At 45.8% G+C, this 20,144-nt stretch carries 13 protein-coding genes; 7 read left to right on the top strand and 6 right to left on the bottom strand.

Features of this window, described 5'->3' with window-relative positions; translation table 11 throughout:
* Nucleotides 1-7 precede the first annotated feature (7 nt).
* From K7B07_RS19495 to K7B07_RS19475, 5 genes are all read left to right on the top strand, one after another.
* On the top strand, nt 8-3,085 hold the full coding sequence (locus tag K7B07_RS19495; protein ID WP_223712210.1) for a SusC/RagA family TonB-linked outer membrane protein: 3,078 nt from the start codon (nt 8-10) through the stop codon (nt 3,083-3,085).
* An 11-nt stretch (nt 3,086-3,096) separates the two neighbouring features.
* On the top strand, nt 3,097-4,605 hold the full coding sequence (locus K7B07_RS19490) for a RagB/SusD family nutrient uptake outer membrane protein (RefSeq protein ID WP_223712209.1): 1,509 nt from the start codon (nt 3,097-3,099) through the stop codon (nt 4,603-4,605).
* A 14-nt stretch (nt 4,606-4,619) separates the two neighbouring features.
* A complete protein-coding gene (locus K7B07_RS19485) occupies nt 4,620-6,104 on the top strand; it encodes a glycosyl hydrolase family 39 (RefSeq protein ID WP_223712208.1) in 1,485 nt (494 codons plus the stop codon).
* Nucleotides 6,105-6,305: 201 nt separating this feature from the next.
* Nucleotides 6,306-9,494, top strand: coding sequence for a glycosyl hydrolase (locus K7B07_RS19480; RefSeq protein WP_223712207.1), 3,189 nt, complete (start codon nt 6,306-6,308; stop codon nt 9,492-9,494).
* A 37-nt stretch (nt 9,495-9,531) separates the two neighbouring features.
* Entirely contained in the window at nt 9,532-10,965 is a 1,434-nt protein-coding gene (locus K7B07_RS19475; RefSeq protein ID WP_223712206.1) for an arabinose isomerase, read from the top strand.
* A gap of 23 nt (nt 10,966-10,988) precedes the next feature.
* Here K7B07_RS19475 and K7B07_RS19470 read toward each other — a convergent pair whose 3' ends face one another.
* A complete protein-coding gene (locus K7B07_RS19470; RefSeq protein WP_223712205.1) occupies nt 10,989-11,849 on the bottom strand; it encodes a glycosyltransferase family protein in 861 nt (286 codons plus the stop codon).
* Nucleotides 11,850-11,911: 62 nt separating this feature from the next.
* Here K7B07_RS19470 and K7B07_RS19465 point away from each other — a divergent pair, with 62 nt between their 5' ends.
* On the top strand, nt 11,912-12,667 hold the full coding sequence (locus K7B07_RS19465; protein ID WP_223712204.1) for a class I SAM-dependent methyltransferase: 756 nt from the start codon (nt 11,912-11,914) through the stop codon (nt 12,665-12,667).
* 110 nt (nt 12,668-12,777) lie between these two features.
* Here K7B07_RS19465 and K7B07_RS19460 read toward each other — a convergent pair whose 3' ends face one another.
* Complete coding sequence (locus K7B07_RS19460) at nt 12,778-13,527, bottom strand: class I SAM-dependent methyltransferase (RefSeq protein ID WP_223712203.1); 750 nt, start codon at nt 13,525-13,527, stop codon at nt 12,778-12,780.
* A 107-nt stretch (nt 13,528-13,634) separates the two neighbouring features.
* Between K7B07_RS19460 and K7B07_RS19455 the strand changes: the two genes are divergently transcribed.
* Nucleotides 13,635-14,597, top strand: coding sequence for a glycosyltransferase family 2 protein (locus tag K7B07_RS19455; protein ID WP_223712202.1), 963 nt, complete (start codon nt 13,635-13,637; stop codon nt 14,595-14,597).
* A gap of 12 nt (nt 14,598-14,609) precedes the next feature.
* On the opposite strand, the gene K7B07_RS19450 is transcribed toward K7B07_RS19455, so the two are convergent.
* Genes K7B07_RS19450 through K7B07_RS19435 form a run of 4 tightly spaced genes read right to left on the bottom strand, consistent with a single transcriptional unit; the run spans nt 14,610 to nt 20,090 of the window.
* Nucleotides 14,610-15,788: a glycosyltransferase family 4 protein gene (locus tag K7B07_RS19450; RefSeq protein WP_223712201.1), complete on the bottom strand. Its 1,179-nt coding sequence runs from the start codon at nt 15,786-15,788 to the stop codon at nt 14,610-14,612.
* Nucleotides 15,785-16,471 (bottom strand): NAD-dependent epimerase/dehydratase family protein, encoded by a 687-nt coding sequence (locus K7B07_RS19445; protein WP_223712200.1) that lies wholly within the window; start codon nt 16,469-16,471, stop codon nt 15,785-15,787. Before K7B07_RS19445 ends, K7B07_RS19450 begins: the two co-directional genes overlap by 4 nt.
* Nucleotides 16,468-17,604, bottom strand: a complete 1,137-nt coding sequence (locus K7B07_RS19440) for a glycosyltransferase family 4 protein (RefSeq protein ID WP_223712199.1) — start codon at nt 17,602-17,604, stop codon at nt 16,468-16,470. Before K7B07_RS19440 ends, K7B07_RS19445 begins: the two co-directional genes overlap by 4 nt.
* A complete protein-coding gene (locus tag K7B07_RS19435) occupies nt 17,601-20,090 on the bottom strand; it encodes a YfhO family protein (RefSeq protein ID WP_223712198.1) in 2,490 nt (829 codons plus the stop codon). Before K7B07_RS19435 ends, K7B07_RS19440 begins: the two co-directional genes overlap by 4 nt.
* Between the last annotated feature and the right edge of the window lie 54 nt (nt 20,091-20,144).

The following is a 20,144-nucleotide window of genomic DNA, read 5'->3' as shown; positions in this document are numbered from 1 at the left end:
CAGGATTATGAATCACTTTTTCAAACTCAGACCAACTATGTGGTTGCGTGCCCTCCTGCTGACCTGTTCTTTTATTACCGGTGCCTTCAGTTGCCTTCAGGCGCAGAACAACACTTTGTCAGGAACTGTTGTCAATGCCGCTACCAAGCAACCTGTTGAAGGTGCTTCAGTAAGTATAAAAAATTCTTCAACAGGCGTGCTTACAAATGCACAGGGCGCTTTTAGCATCAGTGCTGCTCCGGGCACTGTACTGGAGATTTCCTATATCGGATATGAAACACAGACCATAACTGCAGAAAACAACATCACGGTAGCGCTGAAACCTTCCGCAGCAAAGGATCTGGGCGAAGTAGTGGTAGTTGGATACGGCACGCAGCGGCGAAGGGATATTACCGGGTCGGTAGCAACCGTTAACCTCGCGGCTACAAAGGATGTGCCCGCAACAAACCCGGGAAGGTTGCTGGTGGGACAGGTGCCCGGTGTAACAGCAAAACAGCTCACCGGCCGGCCGGGACAACAATTTGAAGTGGTGGTACGGGGCCTCAGCAGCCTGGGCGCCGGCAGTCAGCCGCTTTATGTGATCGACGGATTCCCTATCGGAAATTCAATGGACTACGGCATCAGCGCCAATGATATCGGGAACATCACCATCTTAAAAGATGCCGTGTCTTCCGCCATTTACGGAGCACGCGGCTCCAACGGTGTTGTGCTGATCACCACCAAAGCCGCCAAAACAGGTACAAAATCAATGGATTTTTCCGCCACCTACGGCATACAATCTGTCCCGGAATCCTGGCGGACCAAGGTGCTCAACGGTCAGCAATTTGCTCAATTCAAAAAAGACATTTTTGTAGACAACCAACGTTATTTTAATAATCACGATCCCTCCATCGATGAGATACCCGCAGACTTCCGGTATCCCGAACAGACAAAAATCTCCACGAACTGGTTCAACGAAATATTACATAACAATGCACCTTTTAAAAACTTTAACCTGACTTACAGCGACGGACAGGGTGATACCAAATCGTTGCTGTCAGTGGGATATTTTAAACAGGATGGTGTATTAAAGAATACGGACTTTGAACAATTTTCCGCTCATACCAATATCGAAGGAAAACTCAATGACTTTATAAGAACAGGGCTGAATATAACCGGTTTTTATGCCATCAACAATGTAGGCCCTGTTACAGAAGGGCGTTCCAGTCTCGTGGGAAGCACCCTCTTACTGGATCCACGCGAGCCCGTTTACAATGAGGACGGCAGCTATAATGCCTATATCGGAGGGCACGATGGCATCTTTGGCTACCCTAATCCGGTTCAGCTGCTGCAGGAACAATTGAACGTAGTTCGGGTGGGTCAGGTGCTTACCAATGCATTTGCAGAAGCAAAATTTTTAAAACATTTTACTTTTAAAACCTCTTTAAATGCACTGCTACGCTACTCCGAACAGAAACAATTCCGGCCATCCACACTCGCAGCTGAAAACGCCGCGCCTCCCCGCCCCGCTACCGAAAGCGACAATGCGTTCAGTACGGTAAACTATTCTGCCGATCAGCTCCTTTCCTATGATAATAATTTTGGCTCCAGCCGGCTGAATGTGCTGGCCGGTTACACGGCACAAACCGAAACAGTGAGGGGACTGTCAGGCACCGGATCCGATTTTCCTAATGATCTGACACCATTTTTAGACGCCGCTGCAATCAAATCAGCATCATCTTCAGAATACGGATGGGGACTAAATGCTTTTTTTGGCCGCGTAAACTATGTTTTTAATGAGAAATATCTGTTATCAGCCACCTTCCGGAGGGAAGGCAGCTCCCGCTTTGGAGCGGACAATCGCTATGGTAATTTCCCTGCCGTATCCGTGGGCTGGCGGCTGTTCAACGAGAACTTTATACCCAAACCCACCTGGCTGGATGACCTGAAATTAAGGGCCAGCTGGGGTGTCACCGGAAATAACAATATCGGCAATTATAACAGCCTTTCCTTCATGACAAAAAATGATTATATACTCGGCAACAGTCTTGCCCGCGGGTATACTGTTAGCGGACTTCCCAACCCCGACCTTGGCTGGGAGACTTCTAAACAACTGGATATCGGTCTGGACCTGCTTACATTTGGAAACAAGTTTTCATTTACTGCCGAATACTATAGAAAAATAACATCCGATATGCTGTTACCGGTACAGGTTCCCGCTATTTCAGGATTTATCTCTTATCTCGCAAACGTTGGCAAGGTACAAAATACCGGATTAGAATTTATTGCTTCGTACAATTCAAATATCGGTGCAGTCGGCTTCCGGTCGAATCTTAATGTTTCTATGAACCGGAATAAAGTATTGGAGATACGCGGGGAAAATGACCAGATACTCAACGGCACATTTTACGGAGCCTATAGCATTTCAAGAGTGGGCCGCCCCATTGGTATGTTCTACGGCTACCAGGTACTGGGCATCTTTAATAACCAGGCAGAGATCGATGCCGCACCCAAGCAGGACGGGGCAGTACCCGGTGTGTACCGCTATTATGATGGTGATGGTGATGGCACCATCTCTTACGATACCAAGGACATGGTGGAGATCGGCAATCCCTGGCCCAAAATGAATTATGGTCTGACTCTTGGAGCAGATTACAAAAATTTTGATTTTACTGTTCTGCTCAACGGTGCTACCGGTTTCAATGTGTACCGGGAAATTGAAAAATCCATCATGAATATGGACGGTGTATTCAACGTTTCTGACGGGGCCCTGCAACGCTGGCGTTCCGAACAGAACCCGGGTAACGGGAAATACGCCGGTACGCTAAACTATAAGTGGCAGCGGGAATCCAACTCCCGGTACATTTACAAGGGAGATTATCTCTGGATCAAAAACATCAGCCTTGGCTACACATTTAACAAACCGGATTTCTTTTTTAAGACACTGAGGCTCTACGGAAGTATTGACAATTTCCTGCTTTTCACAAAATATCCGGGGGCTAATCCGGAAGCCTCTGTAACCGGGGGCGGTATTTACCCGGGGGTGGATGATGAGACCTACCCGCTTTCAAGAACCTTCACTTTCGGATTAAGATTCAACTTTTAAAACTCTGTACAATGAAAAACGAAATGGCAAGATTATTCATCGCCGGGCTGATCATTTTATCCGTTTGCTCCTGCAGGAAGAATTACCTGGAAAAAACCGATCCGACTAAAATCAATCAGGAATTATTCTACACAGATCATACGCAGGTAGAACAGGCCATCAACGGATGTTACAGCCTTTTGCAATCGATAGGCAATACGCAATGGCTGTTCAACGAAATGGTTTCAGATAATACTACTTTTGATTTCAATCCGGATGACCGCGGGCAGGCCGACAAAATTGAATCTTATGAAACCTGGACCTATACAGCGGTAAATGGCAATATCACTGACTGGTACAATTTGCATTACAACGCTATCTACAATATAAACAACACCCTGTTCCGGATGCAAAAGGCGGAGCTTACCGACTCACTGAAGAACGTGGATGAAGGGCAGCTGAAATTCCTCCGGGCCTATCTTTATTTTGAACTGGTGCAATATTTTGGCGATGTTGTCCTGATTACCCAACCCCTGGCCAAACCATCTGAGGCCTGGAATTATTCCCGTAAGCCACAAGACAGTATTTACGCACAGATCGAAAGCGACCTGAAGGCGGCCGCAAACGGGCTTCCGATAAGTTACGCCGCGTCCCATCTGGGCAGGGCAACAAAAGGCGCTGCGTTAACCCTGCTGGGAAAGATGTTTCTTACCCGTAAAAAATATGCTGAGGCCGTCAGCACCCTGAACCAGGTGCTTGCACTGGGCTATGAACTGGTACCGGAATATGCCGACGTATTTGATCCCGTTAAAAAAAATGGTCCTGAATCTGTCTTTGAGATCCAGTACAAAGGAGGCACCGACGACAACGGGGAATGGAGCAGTTTTATTTATACCTTCGGACCCCGGCTTTCGAAAGGGGCCGTAACAGGATTTGATCAAAGCAATCCCTCCGGATGGAATATTCCTACCAATGATCTCATTCAGGCATACGAAGGCAATGACAAGCGGAAGGGCGCATCTGTGGGTCTTGATTTCAAAAGCCCGAAAACGGGACTGGTAGTGCCCTATATCAAAAAATATCAGCATGCACATTCGGTAATAGGTCGTACGGAAGATAACTGGCCGGTGCTGCGTTATGCCGATGTATTGCTGATGCTGGCGGAAGCCATCAATGAGCAGGAGGGTCCGACCGCCGATGCCTACAAATACCTGAACCAGGTACGGCAGCGGGCCGGACTGGCCAATGCTTCCGGACTGGGGCAGACCGCTTTCCGGGAAAAAGTACTGCATGAACGGCGTATGGAACTGGCTTTTGAAAACTGGCGCTGGTTTGATCTGAAACGTACGATGACGGTACCGGAACTGACGGCCTTCCTGAATGCCTACGGAGCAAAGGAAAAAGCCAACCCTACGATACCCCGCCAGGGCATCCCCTCCTCCGCCAGCGACTATAAATTTGAATCCTTCAGGGCACTCTACCCCATACCCAACAATGAGCTGATCATTAATAAGGACCTTGGACAAAATCCCGGTTACTAAGTAAAACTAAAATCATGTATCGGATCTTCTCTTGTATTGCCTGTATAAGTCTTTCTCTTGCCGCGATAAACGGCATCGCCCAGGAAGCGGACACGCTTGAAGTCGACTGGAATCAATCGTTCATGACTTCAAAGACCACGCCGACCCTGCAGGTGGTGGAAAACCCGATGGTACGGCCGGGCTCTCCCATTCATCAGCAAACATTCAAAGCCCTTAAAGATCTCGGAGCCGATTATGTCCGTTATGTGCCCTGGTTCCCTTATCCCAAAATGGCCGTTGCCGCATTAAAACCACCGGACAGTCAGCGAACATACTGGGACTTCACCTATCTCGACAGTACCATGAAAGCCATCATGGAGGCGACAGATGGGCATTCAGTGGTCATTAACTTCAGTACCACTCCTGCATGGATGTGGAAAACGCCACAGCCCGTAGTTTATCCCGAAGATCCCTACAGCGTTTCATGGGATTATAATCAGGGACGGGAGTTGCGCGACAGCACCGGGCAGGAACTGGCCGGTTATTATGCGCGGCTGCTGAGCTGGTACACAAAAGGCGGCTTCACAGATGAGCGCGGAACGTTTCATAAATCGGGACACTTCTATAAGATCCCCTACTGGGAAGTACTGAACGAACCGGACCTGGAGCATGCGATCTCACCTGAACTGTATACAAAGATCTATGACAGAATCGTTGTTGAACTGAAGAAGATCTCCCCTCATACCAAATTCATCGGACTTTCTCTTGCCCATGTCACCAACCCCGCATACTTTGAATATTTTCTGAACCGCGACAATCACCGGTTCGGCATTGTACCCGAAGGGATCTCTTATCATCATTACTCCACTCCTTCTTTTCCCGATCAGGATCTTGACGGTTATCAGTATGCTTTTTTTGAAAAAGCTGATGCCTTTATGGACAAAGTCCGTTATATCGAAAATATACGGAAAAGGCTGGCGCCGCAGGTATTTACCACCATTAATGAGATCGGCAGCATCCTGCGTTCGCCACAGGTGATCAAGCCCATCCCTGCCGCTTACTGGAATCTCTCCGGAGCGGTCTATGCCTACCTGTTCCTGCAGCTTACCAAAACCGGTATCGATGTGGCCGGGGAATCGCAGCTGGTGGGTTACCCCACACAGTTTCCGGATGTAAGCATGATGAACTGGGAAACAGGAAACCCGAACGCAAGGTATTGGGTGTTGAAAATGATCCATGATCACCTGGGGAGCGGAGACCAGCTGATGACTACAGGGTTTAAAAACAACCGATCCGATGGTATAGCGGCACAGGCTTATCAAACCGCAAAAGGCCGGCGCATCCTGTTGATCAATACCCGCAACACGACCACAATGGTGCGGCTTCCGGATGTTGCAAAAAATCAAACATGTAATACCGTTGATGGCCGGAGCGCCGACCAGCCACCCTTTCAGACAAAACTAAACAGCCCCGTAATAACAATGGCCCCCTTTGCCGTTTGTATCGTTCAGCTGGAGTAGACCAAAAGCAGGTGTGATCCGCTGCTCCGGAAATAATTACCCCGAACTCCTGTAAACTCTGAATTAATTTGTATTTTCAACACTCATTGTTTAACAGGATTTCCTCAACACTGCTACCGGGATGCTTAACTGTACGGATTGCCTTCCTGCAGTGTTTAAATCTCTTAACCAGGCAATCAATAGTAACGTTTAAAAGAAAAAATGATCATAAAAATACTGGCCCTTGTTTTTAACAGGCATCAACAATCAAACAGCCCTTTTTCGATCTTCCGGCTTGCATTTTTCCTGCTCCTCTTACCGGCCGGCGCTCCTGCCCAATCGCTGATGAAACCGGCGCCCCCTGTCCCTTTCTCCACTGTCAGCCGCAACTTTTCCAATCCGGGGAAGGAATTCCGGACAGCACCATTATGGGTGTGGAATACGAAGGTTACCACAGGAATCATCGATTCCATGTTGCAGGAGTTCAAAGCCAATGCCTTTGGTGGTGTATTCATACATCCCCGCCCCGGTCTGATAACTGAATACCTCAGCGACGAATGGCTGTCACTGTATAAACATGCTGTTCAGAAAGCGGCCGAGCTGGACATGCATGTATGGATCTATGATGAGAATTCTTACCCGACGGGGTTCGCAGGAGGTCTTGTTCCTGACCAGATGCCGGAGTCTTACAACCAGGGGCAAATGCTCCAGTTATTTCAATCCGATACCATTCCGCAGGACAGGAACTCCTATTTTATCTGTTTAAAAAAAGAAGGAAACCGGTTTACCGATATTACGGCGCAGGCGCCGCAGTCCGCCGGCAAAAAAGGAAATTATTACCTGTTCCGCAAACAGAGCTACTCCAACCAGGCCGGTATGGTAGGGCCTCCCAATTACCCACTCGTAGACCTGATGGTAAAAGGGGTTACCGAAAAATTTATCGACGTTACCTTCACAAAATATAAAAAAGCTTTTGGTGATGCCTTTGGCAAAACGGTTCCCGGAACCTTCTCGGATGAGCCCAGCATTCCCACGCATGGCAGCATGACCACGCGTTGGACACCTGATCTTTTTTCCGCTTTCAAAGAAAAATGGGGATATGATCTTATTCCGTATCTGCCGGCACTCTTTGAAGAAACCGGCGATTGGCAGAAGATACGGCATAATTACCAGGAAACCCTGCTGCAGTTATTTATCGACCGCTGGTCGAAACCCATGCAGGCTTTTACTCAAAAAAATAAATTAAAATGGACTGGGCACTACTGGGAACACGGCTGGCCCGATCCGGGGGAAGGGCCTGATAATATGGCCATGTATGCCTGGCATGATCAGCCGGGTATTGATATGTTGTTCAACCAGTTCAATGAATCCAGTCCCAATGCACAGTTTGGGAATATCCGTTCTGTAAAAGAGCTTTCCAGCGTAGCCAACCAGCTGGGTAAGGAACGCACGCTTTGCGAAACTTATGGCGGAGCCGGGTGGGATCTCACTTTTAAAGACATGAAACGGTTGGGTGACTGGCAGGCCGCGCTGGGTGTGAATTTCATGAATCAGCATCTTTCCTGGATGAGCATGGCAGGAGCCCGTAAATATGATTATCCGACAACCTTCTCTTATCAGAATTCCTGGTGGCCTTATTACAAACCACTCAATGAATATTTTGCGCGACTTTCCTACGCACTTTCGCGCGGCATTCAAAAAAATACAGTGCTGATACTTGAACCGACCTCTACCGCCTGGATGTATCACAGCCGCGTTAAAAGCAATGAGCGTTTTTTCGCGACCGGCAACCGGTTCCAGGCCTTCATTACCCAGCTGGAAAAAGCGCAGGCCGAATATGACCTTGGTTCTGAAAACATCATCAAAGATCATGGTTCTGTTGACAAGAACCTGTTCCGGATCGGGAATGCGGCCTATACGACCGTAGTCGTTCCTCCCGGTATGGAAAATATAAATAAGCAGACCTATCTCCTGCTGAAACAATTTGTTGCCAATGGCGGAAAGCTGGTGTTGTTTAACCCGCTGAACCGCCTGGACGGAGCGGAAATGAAACCCGACGGGCATCTTGCCGGTAAGCAGGGAGTGATTTCCTATACAGCACTTGATCCCGCCACAATGGAGCAGGTGTTCCGGTCTGCAGATTTCCGCATCCGTATGACGACTCCCGTTACGGCGGACGGCAGTCTTCTGCATCACCGGCGTGTGATCAGTGATGGGCAGCTCCTGTTCTTATCCAATGCCAACCTTGCAAAAACCGCGGCAGGCGATGTGGAGGTCAAAGGCAATAAGCAGGTACTCATCATGGACCTGAGTACAGGTAGTATTTTAAAATACCCTCAAACCCGGCAACAGGGGAATACCCGTTTTGCATTTGATATCCCGCCCGCCGGCAGTGCGTTATTCTTTATTGCAGACAGGGAACAAAATATAAAAGGCACTTATTACAGTCCGCAGAGATCCAATGAGATTACCGGCAGTGCCATAGCAGTGCAGCGCCCGGCTGAAAATACCTGGATGATCGATTTTTGTGATCTGCAGATCAACGGGAACAAAAAAAAGGACATCCACGTAAAAGATGCCACCCAGCTGGCCTTCCAGGGAAATGGATTTCCCCGTGATCCCTGGGATCACCAGATGCAGTTCAAAACTGACTTTGTGCAACGGGATACTTTTTCCCGGGGCTCCGGTTTTACGGTATCCTATCATTTTTCTGTTGACGATAATGTAGCCACCCGCAGTTTCAGGGCAGCGATCGAGCAGGGGCACTTATGGAGCGACATCCGCATCAACGGTCAGCAGATAACACCAGGCAACGATTGGTGGCTCGACCGGTCGTTCTCGGTTCTGCAGATCGGCCCCTATCTCAAACCGGGCGAAAACGCCCTGTCCCTTACTATCGACCCCATGAGCATTTATGCAGAAATCGGTCCGCTCTTCCTGCTGGGGGATTTCAATCTGGCAGCAGCGGCCAAAGGATGGAAGATTGTTGCGCCACAAGCGCTTACCACCGGAAGCTGGCGGCAACAGGGATTGCCGATGTACGGGCATACGGTCGTTTATAAAAAAGAATACCTTATTGATGCACCGAAAGGCCGTTACACGCTGCAGCTCGATTCATTAAAAGGTTCGCTGGCGGCCATTACAGTAAACGGAAAGAATGCCGGTATCATATATGCCGCGCCCTACTTGCTCGACATTTCCGCATTGGTAAAAAAAGGGAAGAATACCATCGGCGTAAAAGTAGTGGGCAGTTTGCGCAACCTTATGGGGCCGCACTATAAATCCTATCGCCCGGGATATACCGGGCCCGACAGCTGGAATGGCGTTACCGAATACCCTGCAGGTAATAACTACATCCTGTTTGATTACGGGCTCAATGACATTCAATTATTCCGTGATGGACCACATTAAACTGGAATTCATTTTAACCGATTATAATTAAAAGCACATGCAACCAACTGTTTTAAAAATTGGATTATTTGGTATCGGCCTCGATGCATACTGGGAGCAGTTCGAAGGGCTGCAGCAACGACTGGAAAGTTACCTGGGTATTGTTGAAACACGCATAGCCGCGATCCACGGGGAGGTGGTCAATGCCGGGCTGGTGGATACCGTTGATAAAGCCTTTGCAGCAGGCAGTCTTTTCCGCAGAGAGGAAGTAGATCTTATCTTTCTTTATGTAACCACCTATGCCCTTTCATCCACCGTGTTGCCGGCCGTGCAGCGGACAAAGGTGCCGGTGATCATTTTAAATCTTGCTCCGGGGTCGCATATCGACTACACGACGTTTAACGCGATGGATGACCGTACCAGGATGACCGGCGAATGGCTGGCCTGGTGTTCCGCCTGCCCGGTGCCGGAAATCGCCAATGTATTTAAACGTACCGGTATTCCCTTTCACCAGATAACAGGCAGGTTACAGGAGGAAGATCCTTGCTGGAATGAGATACGGGAATGGGTACAGGCCGCAAAAGTGGCACATACGATGGCCAATAACCGTCTCGGCTGCCTGGGACATTATTACAGCGGCATGCTGGATATCTACACCGACCTTACCCAGCAGTACGCCGCTTTTGGCGGGCATATGGAATTACTGGAAGTGGATGAGCTTTCAGCCCTGCGGAAAGACGTTTCTGAAAAAGAGATCTCGGAACGGGTTGCTTTATTCAAGGAGCTGTTTGAAGTGCAGGCAGACTGCCTTGAAACCGAATTGCAGCGTGCTGCCCGGACATCGGTAGCCCTGGACCGGTTAGTGGCCCGGTATAAGCTCGGATCCATGGCCTATTATTATAAAGGGACCGGCAATATGGATAATGAAGACACCATGAGCTCCATCATCCTGGGCAATTCCCTGCTCACGGCCAATGGAGTTCCCGTAGCAGGGGAATATGAGATCAAAAATGCCCAGGCCATGAAGATCATGGACAGCTTTGATGCGGGAGGATCTTTTACTGAATACTATGCAATGGATTTTGAAGACGACGTGGTATTAATGGGGCATGATGGTCCCGGTCACCTCGCAATCGCCGAAGGTAAAACAAAGGTCCGTCCGCTGGTGGTCTATCACGGAAAAGTAGGTAAAGGGCTTTCTGTTGAGATGAGTGTAAAACACGGCCCGGTCACCTTGCTGTCCGTGGTTGAAACAAAGGAAGGCCGGCTGCTGCTGCTGGTAGCAGAAGCGGAATCAGTGCCCGGCCCTATTTTACAGATCGGTAATACCAACAGCCGCTATCGTTTTCCTTCCGGAGCAAGAAACTTTATCAATAGCTGGAATTCCTACGGACCCGCACACCATTGCGCCATAGGTATCGGACATATTGCATCAAAAATTGAAAAGCTGGGGAAACTGCTGGATGTTAAAGTTGTGCTTGTGGCCACTTAGAGCAGGGCCTCTGGTTATAAGTTCTATTGTAACGATGTAATAGGTTGTTTACCCATTCTGTCCGATAAAAAATCTTTCCGTGCCCTTAAAACAGCATTCAAAACTTTTAATTTTTGCGATCCATACAGAAAATTATTTTTGAGCCGGTTATATAGATCTTTTTTAAGGAATGCTACCTCCCGGGGAAAGTCCTTCTTATATATTTTCGAGATGTACAAAAAATTCCGGTACATATAATAAAGCCGGAAAGGAGGATGTAATGCCCTATTGGTTTGACGCATATTTTTCAATGACCGGACGGAGTGTGTTGTCCCCAGATTATGATTCAGATAGATGGCTGTAAACCGGATCGATTCAAATCCTTGTCTACCGGCCCGAAAACAATATTCATGATCCACATCATCGATAAACAGTCGCTCATCAAATCCTCCTATAGACTTTACCAATCCCAAATTAATCATACTACCGGATGTAATCAGCAATCTTGATCGTTCAAATTCTGTTGATGGGGTCTGTGGCGTCTTCCCCGTTTCAATCCCGAACATGGCAACAGTTTCCCGTTGTTTAAAATTTAAAATATTGGAAATATATTGCTGAAACTGATCCTCATCAAAACAGGAATCCTGGTCCATTGTAAGCAGCCATTCAAACCCCTCATTCACTACTATGTCCAGCACCTGGTTAAGCCTTGTAGCGATACCTCTATTAACTCCGTCAGCAATAAGGGTAATCCTGGAGTCTTTTACGATTTCGGAATCAAAAGAAAATGAAGGTTCGCTGTTATCAACAATATAAAGTCGGTCTACATAATTCAAATAAGAACTAATATTACTTAAAAATTCTTTTCCGGGAAAGTAGGTTATCACAACTGCAACAAGTTTCATATTCTTTTGTTATTCGTCAAAAATATCAATTCATTTCAACTTAATGACATTATTTTGCAGCTATGAATTTCACAGAATCGCTCATCACCAAGGTCTCCTATCTAAAAAACCCCTTCAAAAGGGGAACAATTAACTATGCAAAAACCTTTAAAAATCAAATTGGTATAGAAATAGGCGGACCAAGCAGTTCCTTTGGATTAAAATCATTCTTTCCGGTTTACTTATATGCAAAGCGGATTGACGGAGTGAACTTTAGCAGCAATACGATTTGGGAGGGTCAAATAAAAGAGGGCCAAACCTATAAATATGAGCAAAACAAACCAGCCGCCCATCAATACATTGATGAAGCTGCGGAACTATCTTCCGTCCCTAATGAATCCTATGATTTTTTACTTTCCTGTCACAGCTTGGAACATGTAGCCAATCCTATTAAGGCAGTTAAAAGATGGAATGAGGTGTTAAAAACGAAAGGCCGGCTATGTCTGGTATTGCCCGACAAGCGATATACGTTTGATCATAACCGCCCCTATACAACTTTTGAACATCTGCTTGCGGATTTCGGGCAAAGGATAACGGAACGAGATGACACGCACTTTGAAGAAGTGATTCGGCTACATGATCTATCAATGGATCAGGCGCAATCAAAAGAAGAACTAATCGACCGTATCCAGAACAATTATATTAATCGCTGTATGCATCATCACGTTTTTTCCTTTGAATCGGTAACCCAAATGCTTGAATATTGCGGTTTTAAAACGGTTCTTAATAAGGAATTTAAACCATTTCATCTATTTATACTTGCAGAAAAAACAAGCTGAGACCATGTATTGAAAAGACGGTAAAATACAGATCGGTGTACCCAAAAATAACTGTTGTAAATATAGCTTTTAAATAGATCCCCCCGCTCCTGTTAAAACACTGTTCTTTTTCATGATCGTTTCCTGAAACGAAGCATCAGTCTTTTTAGCTGACCGGTAATGGATTTTTTTTGTCCAAACACCGCATAATTACCAATAGTTATTGTTTCATAACCTTTAAAAAGATTACGAGGTTCCTTAACTGTCTTTTTCAAATAGACCACCACAGCATTGTGATAATGAATACCCCAAACAGATGATGTGATTTTATTGAACATCTCCTGCTGTTGTCCTTTTTTAGCAAACCATCCATGAAGATTATCAATATGTCGTTTACTAAACTCAATAAATGTGCCGGCACGCCTTAAACCACCCCCGAAGTTCTTATAATAAGAGGTTTGCAGGTCTTCGCACATATAAATTCCATCACTTTTTACATGATCGAAAAGTACATTAAAAGTTGTAACCTGTTGCTTCATGGTATGCCCGCCATCATCTAACAGAATGTCGATAGGAGGAATGGATTTTTTTACAGACTCCAAAAAAACCGGATCTTCCTGCGAACCAATAAATATCTTCACATTCTCACTTTCGAATTTTTTACATTCGGGATTTACATCAATACCATATATTTTAATCTTATCCCCAAAATATTGCTGCCAGAACTGAAGAGAGCCGCCGTGTGCAACGCCGATCTCAAGAAACACCAATTCCTTATTTCTATAGGGAGAAAAATAATAATCGTAAATGTCGATATAACTATCCCACTTATTTAAAAGAGGGCCTGAGTAATTTTCAAATATTTGCTGAATACTTTCCATAAACTTTTAAGAGGGTTTATCTATTACAAATATAGGTTTAATGGTGTAATTAATAAGAATCCAGAGGCCGCTCTTATTTGCACCGGCGATACAAAGCCAAAAGCTTTTTGATAAAAAAAGAATACATTTGCTCATTTACAATAAGCATGCGACCTCTGATTTCTATTTGCATACCATCATACGAAAATGTGGCGCTTGTTAAAAGACTGCTTGACAGCATCGTGTCCCAAACATTTAAGGACTACGAGGTTATTATTACGGATGATAGCCGCTCCAATGCAGTAGAAATACTCAGCCATACCTATAAATCCTCGATTCCAGGCCTGACATATTTCAAAAATGCCGAACCGTTGGGGTCTCCCGCCAACTGGAACAAAGCAATCAGACAGGCCAACGGACAATGGATTAAACTCATGCATCACGACGACTTCTTTACAAGACCGGATGCATTAGCCCTTTTCGCACAAAAGACCCAGGAACCGCTGTCGGGCGACTTCATATTCAGCAACTACATCTCTTTCTCGGCGTATGCTGAAACACCTCACCGGGTAACATCCCTGGAAACAATCTTACTCCGCAAATCCCCCTTAAACCTCTTCAAGCGGAACTTTATCGGCCCACCCAGCACCACGCTGATCCGGAACAATAATACCAGCTGGTATGATGAGCGGGTAAAATGGGTGGTTGATTTTGAATTTTATATCAACTATTTGTCTACGACAACATTTACATATATCGCCGAAAGCCTTATTGGTATAGGCGTACATGAAGCACAAATCACAGCCAGCGTATTTCGCAAAAAAGGAACAGAAATCCCAGAAAACTTCTACCTGTTGGAAAAATTAGGTGCCCGAATATTGAGCAATATCTTCGTATATGATTATTACTGGAGGTCATTCAGAAATCTCAAGATACGATCGATAGCCGATCTTGCACCATACACAACAATAGAAACCATTCCTAAAAAAATGTTGCGGCTGATGAAATTCCAGTTTGCAATCCCCTTATCTGTATTAAAAATCGGGCCAATATCAAAGTGTCTTATGGCGTTTTCCTATTGTTTCCGTTAGCCGGCTCCGGCGCTACAACAGTAACTTTTTATACGCCGCATCAAATACCTCTTTGCTAAAATGTTTCCGCGTATAATCATATGCATTCTCTCCTATTCTTCTTCTTTCTTCCGGATGGCGGCTCAACCACTCCAATAACCGGGCACCTTCTGCAACAATACCTGTCTCGGTTACTTCGGTAATCAATAATCCGTTTTCTTTATCATTGATGTAATCCGGAATGCCATCCACATTTGTAGATAATACCACCTTTCCCCTGGCCATCATATCCATAACCACCAATGGAAGTCCTTCATAGGCCGAGGTCAGGATCAGCACATCAGCCTGCTGGTATACTTTGTGCAACGCAGCAGGATCGGTGATCTGTCCATACAAAGTGCTATACGTCTTCACGTCCTGGGGAACGATCGTTTCCACATCTCCCGCAAACGAAAAATGGACTGCTTCTTCTTTCTCATGCATGACCTTTGCGATGGCCGCAATGAGGTGTACCCGTTTTTGAGGTGCGCCCCGTCCTACAAATAATACCTGCAGGGGAAGTGCTGTATTCATCGGCTGTAATAGCGGTATGTCAATTTTGTTATCAATAAAAAGTAGCCGGTCATAATATTTTTGAGGCAAATTGCTTTCGGCGTATTGCCGTTCTGCATCCCGCCTGATCTTAGGCGTACTGAAGATCCGTTGATCTATATCGTCAATAAAACCCAGCGAAAAGGGAAACCAGGTATTTAAATGGCAAAGCTCTATCCGCCGCGTTCCCTGCTTTACATGCGGTATGATCTTATAAAAAAAAAGCGACTCTCCTCCAAATACAACGGGTTGCTCCGCTTTGTTGATCCAGGTGGCCAGCACGCCCCTGAAAAAAAAGTTTACAAAATGATACCCTTTATAATCAATATAGCGGTGCAGGTCAAGAATGCGTACCCCCTCCTGCTGAAACATCGGCAGGAACTTATTATTTTTAGGCTTCTTGCTAAAAATGATTAAAGGTTTTTCTTTAGCAATACATTCGGTGATCTCTGCATTCACTTTTATAGACCCCCCGATATCGGCACTGGGGAAAAATAAAAAATGCCGGTGCTTTGTTTTCAACTTAAAAACATAACCGGCTACCCTGCCCAGCAATACAAACGGGAACATGAGTGCCAGCTCAATATATTTCTTTCGTACTGCTGCCTGATACTTGCTCATCCAAAATATTTTTGTAACAGCCGGGGCAGATAATCCGGCCCAAAATCGATCTGAAGCTGCTCGATGACAGGTGCAATTGCAGATACATCAATATTAAATGATGTACCTCTTTCCACCAGGGTATAATTTCCTTCCTGTTGCAAAAAACGCTCGATCTCCTTTACAATAGTTAATACATTGTAATTTTCTTTGTTCGCAATAGCTATGATCTGATTCGGATGCCATCCCCCTTTCAGGATCTGCTCAACAAGTGCAAAAACATCATCAATATCGATCAGGTTACGGAAAGCATGCATCCAAACATCAAAATTGGTATTACTGCGTATATGATTGATGTAATAGTTAACGATAGTGTTTGGATTATCAGAGCGGCCCACTACGTTTGAAACACGGAAAACAGTATACCGTTCCGTCATTTTGCTGATATAATCCTCTACCTGTAATTTATGCCGGACGTAACGACCGTTCTGCTCCGAAGGATCAAAAATGCTGCAGGTACTAAAGTAAACAAAATGTTTTTCTTTATTATCGGTAATGGTTTTTTGCAATAGTTCCATTTCTCTTAAATAGTCCGCCTCACGCTGGCTTTTTGAGTTGGAGACTCCCGATGCAAACACCAGAAAATCATCCTGTTGCCGGTAAACAGAAAAACGTTTTGCGATCATACCAGTTCCTACAATCATATCTTCATTTTTTCAATTGAATCCATCGCCCGCTGTGCAATTTTATCCCAGCGAAAATAATCATAAAAGGCCTCCGGCATTGTTTCCATCCTGCCGTTTAAAACAGCAACCATTTCCGCAACAAATTCCTGGTCATTTCTGTCCGGAACCACCCGGAGGTGCGTGCCGGTAAGTGCTTCAGGCACCCCAAAAGCACCTTTTTTATAAGACACCGCAGGTGTGTTGCTCCCTAACGCTTCAACCAATTTGGTTTTTATACCTCCGCCTTCTGCCACCGGGTTAATAAACAAATCCGCCGCTGAAAAATAAAGCTGAATGTCTTCCACAAATCCCCGGAACAGGATATCATTTTCCTCCTGTTCGCTTATTTCCTGTAAAAGAGACGCAGGGAGCCCCTTTCCGCAGATCAGAATCTTATAAGGCTTCCGGAACTGTTGTCGCAGTAGAGGATTTATAGATCTCAAAATAGTGATCACAGCTTCCAGATTTGGCGGGTAGCTGAGGGTGCCATTGAAGAGCACCAGATTGGTAGCTGTGTCAATGCCTAGCTCATTGCATAAAAAATGCTTGGCCTCCCGCTTTGTTTCGGGAGCTACAGGAGCAAGTTCTATGCCATAAGGAACAACGGTACATTTTTCCGGCAGTAGCAGATAATTCTGCAATGCAAAACTGCGATCTTCCGGGGTGATAAAAAAACTCAGGTCAGCCAGCTGGTGTATCTTTCTTTCATAATAAAACAACAACTTCCACCACCACTTTTTAAGATCCCGGAAACGAAAGGCCTCAATATTATGGGAATGAACAATCAACTTTATGCCTGCAAACCGCTGCAACAGTATGCCCAGCCAACCATAATACGGATGTTCCAGAATAAGATAGCGGATTCCCTGCTTTTTTAACAGCCGGCGAAGTTGAAAAAAAAGTAGCAGATTTACATACCGGAATCGGTTTTTACTACTCCCCAAAACGGGAATCGTTTTGTAAATAGTATTTAATTTCCAGTTCTCTGTAACGGTAAAACAGGTCAGCTCCCCATATGCGGCCAGGTGGCTGGAAAAATAATAAACCCCTTTTTCCCCACCCGTTACCGGGGGAACGATCTTATAAGGAACCAAAGAAGCTATCTTTATCAAACCGTTACCTTATTTTTCGTTTTACGGTCCAGCCACCATTGCATTCCAAAACCACCCAGCACCAGGATTACGATCAGGACAGAGCTTACATAAGAAATGGTAATCCCCTTTTTAACAGTGGCCGGTTCAAAATCGAAATTCACTGTATGTTTTCCTGCAGGCACCAATAATCCGCGCATAAAATAGTTCGCTTTAATTATGGGAGTTTCCTTACCATCAACGGTAGCTCTCCATCCTGCCGGATAATACACTTCGCTAAATACTGCAAACTGGGGTGTATTGCTTGTGCTGGTATACTCAATAGCGTCATTGGTGTATTTAACCAGTGTAATTTTAGCAGTTGTATCTGTTTGAACTGTACCGATAGAAGATACTGCGGCTTGTGGTACTATTGCAGTATCTTTCAACTGTGTGTTGCCCACTGCCTGCAGTTCCCTCGCCGCATCCGCCTCCGGCTTTAACCCTTTCACAAACCAGGCAGCGCCATAGGCTCCGGGGTTGGGGATCGTTGCAACCTGTCCTTGTTGATTCTGGGTAATGATATAGCGCGTATCCAGTGCATTCAGCAACTCCTGCGGCGGTTGTCCGGTACCAAAATACCGTTCAATAATATCCTGGTAGATACGCAGTTTTGCAGGGTGATACCCGAGGATGGAGCGGTGGAAATAGGCAGCATGATTGCTGTTGAATCCATTGGCCACGTCAAACACCCTGAAATGCGGGTCCTTATCCTTAAGGATCTGTTCATCGGCAGCTGTCTTTACAAAATTTTCTGCTTCCGCAGTTTCTTTCGGGACATAGTTCTCATCTGTAAGATATTTTTTATCAACTGCCCAAAGATCGATAAAAACAACCAGCAACAATATTCCTGTGGCCAATGCCGGCTTCAGGGTACCTTTTACAAACAGGTACAGTATTCCCGCCAATACCCCGGCAAATAAAACGGTTCTGAACAACTGCCCCAGGAACAGGGATTGCCGGGCTGATTTAAGACCGCCGATTAAAATCATCTTGATCTGATCGGGCAATTCCCCTGTCAGCAGTTCATCATATCCGGATGTGTAGGATTGTCCGATATAAACAAGCCCGATCACTACGATAAGTCCGCCCAGCACATACAGGACCCTTTTAAAATTCTGCTGCAGCAATTGTTTACCATCAGCTGAAAAGAAAAGCTGTTGTACTGTAACCACAGCCATCACTACCAGGGTGAGCTGCGGGATGACCAATGCCATCGATGGTGCGCGAAATTTATTATAAAGTGGCAGGTTGTGCAATAATATCAGGTTAAAATCGCTGAAATAACTACCCCAGCTCATAACTATGCCCAGTACTGTGGCTACCAGCAGCCCCCATTTCAATGGTCCTTTTACTATTGCAAAACCGATCAAAGCCAGCAAACAGATAATGGCGCCCACATAAGGAGGCCCGGAGTTGGATTCCCCGGGTTTAGCCATGCCACCCCAATAGCCGGGAAGCTGGCCCACCATCTGGGGAGCTGCGGAATTAAGCTGCGGAATATTCAGGGCTGTAAGGCGTTCAATAATGCTTTCCTGAGCCTTCTCTTTTAAAGGTTCCGCACTGCTTCCCCCGTATGCATTCGGCATTAGCATTACAAGCGGCTCGGGCATTTTCATACTGTAGGAAAATGCGTAATCTTCATCCAGCCCTTTTGTATTGGCGGCTGTCACCTGGTCGCCTTTTATCTCCACCGATTTTCCTCCGCGCATCGTAAACTCCGTATATTCTTTTGTTGCAGCATAACTCTGATAGTACGATCCAAGTCCGGCCAGCGCGGCAACGGTACTCAACACAAAGACAAATATGATATGCTTAAAGTCCTTTTCCCTGACCCATCGTACCAGATAAAACAGGATAATAAAGGCCGCAATGATGAAAAAATAATAATTAATCTGCGGGTGGTTCGACATCAGCTCCTGGTAAGCTCCCAACGTCGCCACCGCCAGCCCGATCCAGTAGCGTTTGTTAAAGATCAGCAGCAATCCTGCCAGCAGCAACGGCATAAACCCGATGGCATACATTTTTGTTTCATGACCGGCCGAGAGGATCACGGGATTATAGGTAGAAAATCCATAAGCCAGCGCCCCAAAAACAGCCACCACCGGGTTCAATCCCATCGCCAGCGCCAGTATATAAAAACAGATGCAGGCAATAAAAAAGAAATTTGCGGGATTGGGTAATCCCAATCCAAAAACCTTGATCAGATTCGGCAGTACCGATTTCCCTTCCATATAGATCTGATAATTGGGCATACCACTGAAAAGACCGGTATTCCAAAGCGGAGCTGTCCCCGTTTTTGCTTTTACATCCAAAGCATTCTGCGCGGCGCCCTTCCACCCTACAATATCATGTTGATTCAACACATTTCCTTCCAGCACCGGCTTGCAGAATATAAGTGATACCACTACAAAAACGACAACAGCGATCACATGCGGCACCAGCTGCTTTACCCAATTATTTTTCATGCGTTCCATTTAATTGTTTAGGGTTTACTGCTTATCATTCATCGCACAACCGGT

The sequence above is a fragment of the Niabella beijingensis genome, assembly GCF_020034665.1.
GTDB lineage: Bacteria > Bacteroidota > Bacteroidia > Chitinophagales > Chitinophagaceae > Niabella > Niabella beijingensis.
This window is presented reverse-complemented; position numbering and strand designations above follow the sequence as displayed.